The sequence below is a fragment of the Thermobaculum sp. T2p genome (genome assembly GCF_059335935.1).
In genome coordinates, this window is record NZ_JANZYQ010000035.1 from 25,682 (window position 1) to 36,794 (window position 11,113).

10 protein-coding genes are annotated in these 11,113 nt (G+C 46.9%); 3 read left to right on the forward strand and 7 right to left on the reverse strand.

Going from position 1 to position 11,113, the window contains the following annotated elements:
- Positions 1 to 2: 2 nt before the first annotated feature.
- Genes aroA through N2245_RS13670 form a run of 4 tightly spaced genes read right to left on the reverse strand, consistent with a single transcriptional unit; the run spans position 3 to position 3,360 of the window.
- Positions 3 to 1,328 (reverse strand): 3-phosphoshikimate 1-carboxyvinyltransferase, encoded by a 1,326-nt coding sequence (gene aroA / locus N2245_RS13655; protein WP_494537266.1) that lies wholly within the window; start codon positions 1,326 to 1,328, stop codon positions 3 to 5.
- A 59-nt stretch (positions 1,329 to 1,387) separates the two neighbouring features.
- On the reverse strand, positions 1,388 to 2,260 hold the full coding sequence (locus tag N2245_RS13660; RefSeq protein WP_494537267.1) for a prephenate dehydrogenase: 873 nt from the start codon (positions 2,258 to 2,260) through the stop codon (positions 1,388 to 1,390).
- Positions 2,257 to 2,583, reverse strand: a complete 327-nt coding sequence (locus tag N2245_RS13665; protein ID WP_494537268.1) for a hypothetical protein — start codon at positions 2,581 to 2,583, stop codon at positions 2,257 to 2,259. Before N2245_RS13665 ends, N2245_RS13660 begins: the two co-directional genes overlap by 4 nt.
- Positions 2,584 to 2,592: 9 nt before the next feature.
- Positions 2,593 to 3,360 (reverse strand): dolichyl-phosphate beta-glucosyltransferase, encoded by a 768-nt coding sequence (locus tag N2245_RS13670; RefSeq protein ID WP_494537269.1) that lies wholly within the window; start codon positions 3,358 to 3,360, stop codon positions 2,593 to 2,595.
- A 221-nt stretch (positions 3,361 to 3,581) separates the two neighbouring features.
- Here N2245_RS13670 and dprA point away from each other — a divergent pair, with 221 nt between their 5' ends.
- Together dprA and N2245_RS13680 are read left to right on the forward strand one after the other, a co-directional pair.
- Positions 3,582 to 4,544: a DNA-processing protein DprA gene (dprA, locus tag N2245_RS13675; RefSeq protein ID WP_494537270.1), complete on the forward strand. Its 963-nt coding sequence runs from the start codon at positions 3,582 to 3,584 to the stop codon at positions 4,542 to 4,544.
- Between the two features lie 504 nt (positions 4,545 to 5,048).
- Positions 5,049 to 5,342: a hypothetical protein gene (locus N2245_RS13680; protein WP_494537271.1), complete on the forward strand. Its 294-nt coding sequence runs from the start codon at positions 5,049 to 5,051 to the stop codon at positions 5,340 to 5,342.
- A gap of 23 nt (positions 5,343 to 5,365) precedes the next feature.
- On the opposite strand, the gene N2245_RS13685 is transcribed toward N2245_RS13680, so the two are convergent.
- The gene (locus N2245_RS13685) at positions 5,366 to 7,465 is read right to left on the reverse strand and encodes an ADP-ribosylglycohydrolase family protein (protein ID WP_494537272.1); all 2,100 of its coding nucleotides are present in this window, start codon (positions 7,463 to 7,465) and stop codon (positions 5,366 to 5,368) included.
- A gap of 89 nt (positions 7,466 to 7,554) precedes the next feature.
- On the opposite strand from N2245_RS13685, the gene N2245_RS13690 reads away from it, so the two are divergent.
- Entirely contained in the window at positions 7,555 to 8,886 is a 1,332-nt protein-coding gene (locus N2245_RS13690; protein ID WP_494537273.1) for a glycerate kinase type-2 family protein, read from the forward strand.
- A 101-nt stretch (positions 8,887 to 8,987) separates the two neighbouring features.
- On the opposite strand, the gene N2245_RS13695 is transcribed toward N2245_RS13690, so the two are convergent.
- Both N2245_RS13695 and lipB read right to left on the reverse strand, forming a co-directional pair.
- The gene (locus N2245_RS13695; RefSeq protein WP_494537274.1) at positions 8,988 to 10,274 is read right to left on the reverse strand and encodes an MFS transporter; all 1,287 of its coding nucleotides are present in this window, start codon (positions 10,272 to 10,274) and stop codon (positions 8,988 to 8,990) included.
- A gap of 82 nt (positions 10,275 to 10,356) precedes the next feature.
- Positions 10,357 to 11,052 carry a lipoyl(octanoyl) transferase LipB gene (gene lipB, locus N2245_RS13700; RefSeq protein WP_494537275.1) on the reverse strand — a complete coding sequence of 232 codons (696 nt, stop codon included), beginning with the start codon at positions 11,050 to 11,052 and terminating at the stop codon, positions 10,357 to 10,359.
- Between the last annotated feature and the right edge of the window lie 61 nt (positions 11,053 to 11,113).

Consider the following 11,113-nt stretch of genomic DNA (forward strand, 5'->3'; position numbering starts at 1 on the left):
AGCTAAAGCCTATAGTTAGTTTTTGAATCCGACTGTGTGCTGCTTAGCTCTACACCTAGAGATGAGAGGTGATCCCAGAAGTTTGGGTAGGATATTGAAGCACAGTCTGCTCCTAATATGGTAGTTTTATTCTCAGCTATAAGTGAGGCTACAGCTAGAGCCATAGCTATTCTATGATCGTGGTCTGGATCTACCTTAGCACCCTTTAGCTTACAAGGTCCGTGTATCTCGAAACCGTCTCTCATTTCTCTAATATCGGCTCCCATCTGTTGTAGCGCTCTACACAGTACGCTTATGCGGTCAGTTTCTTTGATCCTTAACTCTTCGGCGTCTCTTATGACTGTTCTGCCCTTTGCCTGCGTAGCCAAAACAGCTAGTATAGGGATCTCGTCTATCAGTGTTGGGATCTCCGCCCCCCCAATCTCTATACCGGTTAGTTCTGATGTGGAAGCCCCTATGTCACCTACGGGCTCCCCTGAAGATTCTCTTTCATTATGAATTTCTATGTTAGCCCCCATTCTTTCCAACACGTTTATGAACCCTATTCTAGTTGGGTTAAGGCATATGTTGCTTGTTGTAACTTTTGATTCAGGAACTATGAGTGCTGCTGCCAGAATGAAGGCTGCTGATGAAGGATCAGCAGGAACATGGAAAGTGGTTGCCGACAGTCTGCTGGCTATCAGTCTGACGGTCGTGCCATCAGACTGTATCTGAGCCCCCATGGCTTTTAGCATTCGTTCTGTATGATCCCTTGATTTGGCAGGCTCTATTACAATAGTTTCTCCTTCAGCTCTCAATCCCGCTAACAGTATGGCGCTCTTGACTTGCGCACTAGCTACAGGGGTTTGATAACAGATGCCCTGAATCTTGCCTCCCCTGATTGATACTGGTGGATACCTATCTTTGTTTCTAGCGTAATATCGGAGTCCCATATCACCCAGAGGTTTGAGCACTCTGTCCATCGGTCTCTTTGTGAGGCTTTTATCCCCAATAAGTACAGCATAAAGGTCCATAGGGGCTAGGGCACCGATGAGCAGGCGCATAGTGGTTCCTGAATTACCACAATCTAGTACACTTTCAGGCTCGTGGAAGCCTGCATCTCCCACTCCCTCCACCCGAATATGGTTGCCATCCTTGTGTATTCCGATGCCAAGAGATAGGAGACATTCTAGTGTAGATTGGCAATCTTGGGCTGGAGAATAATTATAGATATCCGTGGTGCCCTGGGCTAGTGCGCCAAAAATTGCTGCCCTGTGGGATATGCTTTTATCTCCCGGCGGCATGATATTGCCGTGGACCAATCGTGCTGGAGATATGGTGATATCCAATTTGTCAACCTCATCATTGGTTTTGATAGAGAATTCTATGAAGTCCCTTAGGCAAAGATCTAAGGAGTATTATCTCTATAATACCGGTTTCTCCGGATGTTGGCTGCTTCTTCCAGGAGAGATTGCAGTATGCTTTCATCTCCTGCTTCTATGGCATCTGCCATTTGTTGCAGCTTGTGTGTAAACATGTTTATGGCTTGGAGAATATTCCGAGAATTAGTTAGTATGAGGTCTACACCCATTTGGTGGTCTCCTGCTGCTAAACGGGTACTGTCCCTAAAGCCAGTTGCCGCCAACTTGTGCGTCATTTCTGTGTCTGCCTCCTCCGCAGCTAGTACTAGGGCAGCAGAAGTGAGTAGTGGTAAGTGGCTGATGTAGGCGACTGCCAGATCATGCTCCTCGGCATCTAGCCATAGTACGTTGGCTCCACATAGCTTTGCTAGTTCTTCGCACATGGATTTGGCTTCTTGGTCTGATCTTTTGGTTTCGGTGAGTACCCAACGAGAGTTCAGGAAGAGATCCTTCTCCGCTGCTGATATACCAGGTGTTTCCTTCCCTGCCATTGGGTGTCCACCGACAGCTCTTAGGTTGCTTGGAAGCTGATTCATTGCTCTGACCACGTCAACTTTGCTGCTACACACGTCAGTAATTACTGTACCCTTCTTAGCTAGCTGAGCCAGATTGGGGATAAGATTTATGGAGGTTCTTGTGGGAGCTGCCAGTATTATCAAGTCTGCATGTGGTGCTTCGTCCTCCAGCCTAGTAGAGCCCCCAGTTATAGCTCCCCTTCTTAGGGCCTCTTCAAGGGTGCTAACGCTCCTAGTCACTCCTCGGACCTCAACCCTGTTGTCGGTCAGAGCTAGACCTATCGAGCCTCCTATGAGTCCGAGCCCTACTATCAATACTTTTCCAAATGAAGGGTCCTTCTTCACTCTCCGCTAGATTCTCCTTGCAGGCGGTTGTATTCCTCGGCAGATATCTCTATGCCGCCTTCTATATTGCTCTCTATGATTCTCTTGGATTTATCGAAATACCAAGTACCTCTTATCAATCTGAAGCACCGGTTGCCCATTATCTCTTTGTTAAGCTCGTAGCCGCTAGGATCGTCTCCGGGGCCTTCATAGAGAGGGTTTAGGTCTGTTGATGGGTTTACCCTGATACGTATAGGTTCCTGACAGTAATCGCACTTGACGTAGAGATACAACCCATCTTTGTCTGACTGTTTGCCAGAGAAGAACCTTTTGAATATACCCAATTTCATCACCTACTTCTTATCGTACATTCCTCGTAGATCGTTGAGCTTTATCCGGATTATATCCTTAAGCATTCTATATGAATCCAACGCAGGTCTGACCTTGCTCCCGGAACTATAGTGCCATTCGACCGGTACCTCAGCGACTTTGTACCCTCTTCTGGCCGCTATCTGAAGCACTTCTACATCCAGGCTCGTGACCATAGGCCCTTTGATGGCAGGGGCCATGTTACCGTAAAGAACCAGATTCGAAAAAATGTCCTTGGCTGCGTGTTTCTTGAAGAGCTTGAAGCCGCATTGAGTGTCATTAAAATGCGCAGATGTTAGTACCCTGACAAACAGGTTGAATACTCTCCCCATTAGGTGTCGATAGAAGGGCTCCTTGTACCTTCTAGCTCCCACTCCTTCTCTACTCCCGATAGCTATGTCGTATCCTTGCTCTATGCGTTCGAGTAATTTGCTGAGTTGAGAGATTGGAGTAGAGAGGTCAGCGTCTGTAAATAATACTAAATCCCCTGTGCTTGCTAGCACGCCTTCTCTCACCGCAGGACCTTTACCTCTATGTGGCAGCTTAAGCAGCTTAATAGATGGGTATTCTTCACTCAGCTTGCAGGCTATCTGCTGCGTTTCGTCTGTGCTGCCGTCATCGACAACTATTAACTCGTATTGCCATCCCTGCAAGCTAAGAAAGCTAACGATCTTAGGGATTGTAACTGGCAGGCGTTTAGCCTCGTTGTAAGCAGGGATGATCACAGAGATGAAAGGTTGCCCTTCTGTCAAACGCATCTCCTGGAGATTTTGCATTGCAGGATTATACCAAGAGTTTTGAGCTCCTTAGCAGTCTAGGTCTCTGTTATAATTACGCCATGTCTTCTTGCAAAGATTTTCCCGATCTACCTTATTGGATAGCTTTCAGTCGTATCCCCGGTATAGGTCCTGTGAGAATTAAGAAATTACTGGCCCATTTTGGCAGCTTGCAGGCTGCCTGGGAGGCGAATGCTTTGGAGCTGAAAGCTGCTGAGATGGATGATAGAGCGATAGGTATTATGCTTAAGGCCAGGAAATCGATCAATCCATACTTGGAGTTGGAGAAGCTCGAGTCTAGGGGGATCAAGCCTTACGCATATGATTCTCCTGGCTATCCTCGGTTGTTGAGCTATGTACCTAACCCGCCGGTGGTGATCTATGTCCAGGGAGATATCGTTCAGGAAGATGAGTGTTCTGTAGCGGTGGTAGGTACTCGTAAGGCAACAACTTATGGGAGGGATGTAGTATCGAGAATAGTTACGGGCTTGGTAATGAATGGTGTGACAGTAGTGAGCGGACTTGCAAGGGGAATAGATTCATATGCTCATAGAGCTGCGCTTGAAGCTGGTGGTAGGACGATAGCTGTTCTTGGTAGTGGTTTGGATCAGGTATATCCTTGGGAAAATAAAAAGCTAGCGGATGATATAGCAAAGTCAGGTGCTCTTGTCAGTGAGTATCCTTTGGGAACAAGACCAGAGGCTCGTAATTTCCCCCCACGGAACAGGATCATTACTGGACTTAGCCTCGCAGTTGTAGTAGTAGAAGCTGATATGAGGAGCGGAGCGCTAATTAGTGCTGGTTTCGCAGCTCAGCAGGGGAGAGAAGTAATGGCTGTGCCTGGAAGCATACTTAGTCCAACTAGTGCGGGTACGAACTATCTTATCCAGCAGGGTGCTAAACTAGTTAGTCGTGTGGAAGATATACTGGAAGAGCTAGATATAGATCGTGTCAACTTGAAGAACGATTCTAGATCTGTTGTTACAGATGATCCTACTGAGCGGGCGCTTCTTGAGGTCCTGGGGGTTGAGCCAAAGCATATCGATGATATAGCTTTCGAAAGTAACATGCCCATTGCTGTGGTAAGTGCTTCTCTAACCATGATGGAGATCAAAGGTATTGTTCGATCTAGTGGCATGTTTTACTCGCTGGCTACCTAAAGTTATATAAAATTAGTTGTGTCTGTATTTACTACTGGTAGGTTGATGGGAGCCAATATTACTGATCTTATGTGTCATAATTAGCCAAGATGCCCTCATCAAGCTATCTTCAAGAGTATGTAGAAGCTTAATCTGCGTAGGATCAAAATTGTGTCGCCCTCCGCGCTTCAGTAACTGTGCAGCCAGTATAGCTCTTGTCAGTTGAGTTCGGACCTCATGATAGTATTTTTCTCTCGGAATCATCTCCATTTTCTCCACCTCGTTGCACTATTCTTGCTAGTAATAACAGTAAGCAGGATCTGTTCCTCAACAATAGATCAAGCACTATAGACTACACTAGGAGAGGAGATGAGCAAAGAAGATATATAATATATAAACAAACGTTTTTGCATCCTTTTATCTCTAGACAAACGTTTAAATTAGTAGTATAAGTACATGGAGCCGCCTGAGGATAAAGTTGGCATGGGAATTGCGAGGCTCCAGTGCAGAAGGGAGGTGTGGTAAATGATAGCCGATAACGGCAACGCTGTTACTGGTACAAGGGATGTGGTTTACGACCTTATTAGTGTTATCTACCACGCTCTAAAGGGCGCGGAGACCTATTCGTCCTATGTAGAGGATGCGGATTTCATGGGTGATCAAGAGCTAGTTCAGTTCTTCCGTAGGGTCCAAGAGGAGGACAGGAGGAGAGCTGAGGATGCCAAGCGCTTGCTACGCAAGCACCTAGCTAGAGAGGCTGCTGAGGACTGGAATCCTGTAGAAGCCCATGTAAAAGGCATCTCATTGGATGTGGTGTAGGGCCTAGGCCCTACACCACATTTTTATGGTGTAATACTCAGAGCCTTGCAATCGACTCTACCCTCGGTACAGACCAGCCCAACGAAGCCTGAGGATAGAAGCGTGTTCGATAGATTATATTCAAATGCCTCGCCTCCCAATGCTACGTAGACAGTATCATCCTTTATGCTAATGGTTATATCGTAGTAGTGATCTAATTCAAGCTTTTTCCCGAAACTGTGTAGGACTGATGTATGTTCATCGAATCTGCTTATCAGCTCTACTCTGCTACTCCTTGGTCTGAATAGCAGGGCGTAATACCTGTTTATTCCTCTTGCTCGGAAAGCCAAGCCTGCAGCTTCAGCCATATGTATCGATATAGAGGCATGAAGAGTATAATCTTGCCAGTCATCACATCCTTGAAAAAGGAGACCCGTACCCTCGTCCTGAATAAGGACAATCCCGCCTCCTGGTGGATACAGAGTGTGATCTACAGCATCGATCCACGGTAGTCCCGAATTTTGTTTATCTGGCAATATCAGGTTGGCATTGGGTACGCCGTCCCATGTGAGGTAATCAAGATAGACTTTTCCTGAGGAGTATCTATCACTAGAGATCTCAATCCCCACTGCGTATATAGTCTGGTTGTTGGTATTTGGTACTCTCCAGTCTATAGTCTTTTGTTGTCTGGGTATCAATAGGATAGAGTCAGATTTGAATAGTTCTGTGGAGCCATCTGATCGATACGTTTTTACTATCAGGGACAGATTTGCCTCGCCTGATATATCAGAGGCTAGGAATGATGCCCGGATGGTTTGGCCTGGATACAGCTGTGGGGAAGCCATTAGCTTATATCCTGGCATGTCCAGATCATCGGGAGGTATGAAAGTGGGAGTTAGTGCTCTTGCGCTCTGTCCGGGACATATATGTGCGAATTCCAGCTCTAAGGCTCTATTCCCAGGAAGTTGCTCAATAGCACTGTTTCTTATACTCGCAGTCTGGCAACAACCATCGGATTTGTCTACGTAGAATCCCTGCAAAGCTCCTGGAGCTTCGAAGTGAAACCTGGCTCCTCCCTTAGGTAACACAGGCTCCATCCCTGCCAATCGCCTGCCTATATTGGCTATACGATAGGATTCTCGAACGGCATCGGTCACTACATGGCCTCCGTCTGCGGATGCTATATACATTCTGTCCGCTAACGGACTTCTCCAGTCTAGTCCTAGGTCTATCCCTTCGAGGCCATTCCTTATACCAAGGATGCAGCCAACGTTACCAGAGTTGCAGTCAGTGTCCCATCCGCATGTGTTGACTATCATGAGAGACTTCTGAAAATTGCCCTTTCCATATAGAAGGGCGTTGATTATCAGTGCGTGATTGGGAACCACGTGGCATCCTCCTCCGTATTTGTCATAACCATACTTTTGCTCTATTAACTCCCGTGTTTTCTCCCAATCGTCATATGCTGTGCACCAGTTTCTTATGTCAGCTATCAACCTGTAGATAGTGGAATCTTGGGGTATGAATGATACCCCACAGTCTATTAGCTTCTCGATGTTGTCTTCTGCAAATGCTTGAGCTTCGATAGCTGCTATAACCTGCGCTGCATATATTGCCTCGCCATCATGGCTTACACAGGCAGCTCTTCGCGCGAGATCAGCGGCCATCTCAGGATCTCCTGGGGAGACCATTCCCCAGCCATCAATGAATATTTGGGCACCTATTTGTTCAGCTACAACTTTGCTGTTGGTTTCTATTGATCCGCTTTGTGGGGGCTTCAGTCCTTGCTTGAGGCGTATATAGGCTGTATGCTCTGTGGAGTTGCCCAGCCCTCCCCACCATAGTGTGGTTCTGTTTTCGATGATATAGTTCAACCAAGTATTGCCGATCTGCTCTGGCGATAGGTCCTTGCTGTACCCGTAGTCCTCAAGTGCTCTTATAAAGGTGAATGTCCCGGATATATCATCATCGGTTACTATTAGTGGTTGTTTTAATTTGTTATTTACGTAGTACCATATGTACCCGAGCTCAGATTTGATCTTGTCATAGGGCCATCCTTCGAAAGGTCTTCCAAGGTACACTCCAATGATCTTGCCCAACACACCAGCGTATACCCTCTCCAGGTAGTCCTTAGGTAAGCTCATACTCATCCTCCTGTAAATTTCGCTTAGAATGCATACTACTCCAGAAGCTGGATACTATGTAATAACACAGAAAACTAGAGGGTATCAGTGTGATTTCAATAGAGACCCTTAGGAATGATGCTAAGGATATATTGATGGCTGGCGTAAAAGCATGTAATGCTCGAGATGCTGTTAGAAGGAACTTTCAACTTGTAGGCGACGAATTGAGATGTGACGATTCTGCGATTCTTCTGGATGAGTGTAGGAGAATATTGGTTATCGCGATAGGCAAGGCAGCTGCCGACATGGCCCTCGGTGTGCATGATGTACTTGGCGACCGCGCACACATCTACTTCGTTATAACCAAGTATGGTCATGGGAAGAACGTAGATAGACTAGGCATGACGCTATTTGAATCTGGGCATCCTGTCCCGGATGTTGCAGGGGTAACGGCCGCTACGGAGCTGATAAATCTCCTAAAAGGGACTTCTGGTAAGGATTTAGTAATATTTCTTATTTCAGGTGGAGCCTCAGCTTTATGTACTTTGCCGGAAGATGATATCACTCTAGAAGACCTTCAGGAGACCACGAAACGCTTGCTGTTAGCTGGTGCTGACATTAGAGAGCTTAACACCGTTCGCAAACACATCTCCAGATCAGGTGGTGGTAAGCTTGCTAGGGTAGTATATCCATCCAGGGTGGTGGCACTTGTAGTGTCAGATGTTATAGGTAATGATCTGGATGTTATAGCCTCTGGGCCCCTGACTCCGGATCCTACTACCTATCAGGATGCGCTTGAGGTTGTGAACAGCTTGGGAGTTGAATTGCCAGTAACTGTAAATGAATACCTGCTTGCCGGTGCTAAAGGGCAGGTAACTGAAACTCCCAAGCCAGGCAGTCCAGAGTTTGAGAAGGTATCCATTAGGGTTATAGCGGATGTGTTCTTGGCGCTCCGCGAAGCAGCATATCGGGCAGCAGCACTAGGGTATGAGCCTCTGATCCTTACCTCAAGACTGGAGGGAGAAGCAAGAGAGTTGGGTAAGACTGTGGGCAACATAGCAGTCAATATAGTGAAGGAGAACGTCCCCCATAGCCCACCTGTTGCTGTGCTTCTTGGTGGCGAAACTACAGTTACGGTGAGAGGCGATGGTGTAGGGGGAAGAAACCAGGAGCTAGCTTTGTCGGCCGCTTTGGCCATACAGGGATGTGAGAGCGTGATAGTGGCATCTTTGGGAACAGATGGAACGGATGGCCCAACCGATGCTGCTGGAGGTATCGTGGATGGCTTAACTGTGGCCAGAGGTAAAATTGCTGGCTTGGATGCTAAGCGATACCTTGCTAGGAATGACGCTTACAATTATCTCAAGGCTACCGGCGATTTGATATTTACAGGGCCCACCGGCACCAATGTAAATGATCTGGTGCTGGTGCTCGCAAGGTAAGTTTATGTGGGTAGCCTTTTAGGTAAGAATAGATCCCTTCTCAGTGTTAGGACCCTAAGCTAATAGCAGCCAAAGATACGCAATAGGTGGCATCAGAAGTTCTAGGCTATAGCAAGCTCAGGCTCTGATGAGCTCTTGTACTGTCGTAGTGATGGATACTTAGCAGCTACCCACAATGTAATCAGTACAGTGGCTACACCCCCACTTACGATAGCAAAAGGCACTCCTAGCACCGAGGCCACTAGCCCAGCCTCTAGTTCTCCTAGCTGTGGTCCACCCATGAAGAATATCATGTTGACCCCAACCATTCGGCCTCGAAGATGGTCTGGGGTAAGTATCTGCCGCACTGTGCCTCTAATCACCGTGGAGACTGTATCTCCAGCTCCGGTCAGTGCAAATAGTATGTACGAAAGCACGAAGATCTTGGAAACGCCGAACAGTGCAGTAGCTATACCGTAGATTGCGACGCTTATTAGGAGGACTATACCTTGATGGTAGATCTCCCTTCTTAGGGAGAGAATCAAGCCCGCGATCACTGAGCCTATAGATTGTGCTGTAGATAGCACGCCATAACCTACGGGCCCTACTTGCAGGAGATCCCCAGCTACTATAGGTAACATGGTTCTTGCAGATGAAAAGAATGTAGCCCAAAAGTCAAGGATCATGGTGCTCCATATGATGGGCGTGTTGCGTACAAACTTGAACCCCTCGAACATAGCTCGCAAATTGATGCTTGTTTCCTGTGCAGCTGGCTTCCCTCGGAAGCTCATCATAAGAATGAGAGTCAGTACTATAAGATATGCTAGTGAGTTGATAGCATAGACCCAACCTATGCTTAGAGAGGCAATTAGTGCTCCGGCAATAGCGGGACCTATGATCGTGCCTATCTGCCAGTCCAAGGTGTTCAGACTTATGGCATTAGTTAGATGCTCTTTGGGCACAAGTTGAGGGACTATTGCCTGCCTGGCGGGAGTATCAAATGCGGAGACAGCTGCGCTAAGCGCTGTCAAGAGATAGATAATGCCAAGAGATATGTTGCCTGTAAGGGTCGTTATCGCTAGTAGGGCAGATACTACTGCCCCTCCGAGTTCTGTCCATAAGAGTATTTGTCTTCTGTCATGTGTGTCAGCTACCATGCCTCCTAGCATGGAGAAGAAGATTATGGGGAGGACTCTTATCATGCCTAATATCCCCAACCCTAATGCCTCGGCTCCAAGCTCGAAGTGTCTCCCCAAGATGTCTAGAGAATAACTTGTGTTGCTAAGCAGTCTATATATATGCCAGTTGATAGCCGTAAAGCTCATTTGCGAGCCTATGGTTGATATTAACTGGCCAATCCAAAGTAGCCTGAAATCGCGATGGCTAAGCGCAACAAACCTAGTACTCAACTTAGAGGTTCCTACAGAGAAAGACTTACAGGAAATAAGTGCTCATATATATTACATGATATGAGCTCTATAAATCTAACTATTACCTTGTTAGCCGGACTTCAAATACCTCAGAAAAGTGATGTTCTATGTGATCCATAACTTCTTCTAAGGGAATTGTGCGACCTAGAAGAACCTGTAGGCTGGTGACACTTCTGCCAGTGATGCCGCAAGGAATTATCATGTCGAAATATCTGAGATCTGTGTTGATGTTTATAGCAAAGCCATGCATTGTTACACCTCGGCTTATCTTGACACCGATGGCTGCTATCTTGGCTTTCCCGATCCACACGCCAGTGTATTGCTCATCTCTATGGGCTGAGAAACCGTAGTCGTTCAGGGTTCTTATGAGCACCTCTTCAAGCATGCGGAGATATTTATGCACGTCGCTACCTATATTTCGGAGGTTGATCAGGGGATATCCCACGATCTGTTCTGGACCATGGTATGTTATATCACCGCCCCTATCGGTTTCTATGACTTCTGCATCCATTGCCCGGAGTTGCTCTATAGATGCTAGAAGGTGGTCATGTCCACCTTTCCTACCTATGGTATATGTGTGGGGATGCTGGAGTAGGATTAATGATTCCGGATGTTCATTTGAGGCTATGCTAGCTACTAAGCTCTTTTGTAGCTCCCAAGCTTCCATGTATGGGACGACGCCCATACGCAGCACCTTCACTAGTCTTCTGTCCGCTAGGTTGTTTTGGCTATTTGTAGTGAGGTTATCGGATAGCATCTTTGTGTTAGATCAGACTGCTCTTTGCAGGAGGGAGGACACCTGCTCGTCGGCGTGGTAG

Bases quoted from the DNA above. Each gene is read 5' to 3' on its own strand.
- lipB (WP_494537275.1), bottom strand. From the start codon at position 11,052: ATGCTATCCGATAACCTCACTACAAATAGCCAAAACAACCTAGCGGAC.
- N2245_RS13680 (WP_494537271.1), top strand. From the start codon at position 5,049: ATGATAGCCGATAACGGCAACGCTGTTACTGGTACAAGGGATGTGGTT.
- N2245_RS13685 (WP_494537272.1), bottom strand. From the start codon at position 7,465: ATGAGCTTACCTAAGGACTACCTGGAGAGGGTATACGCTGGTGTGTTG.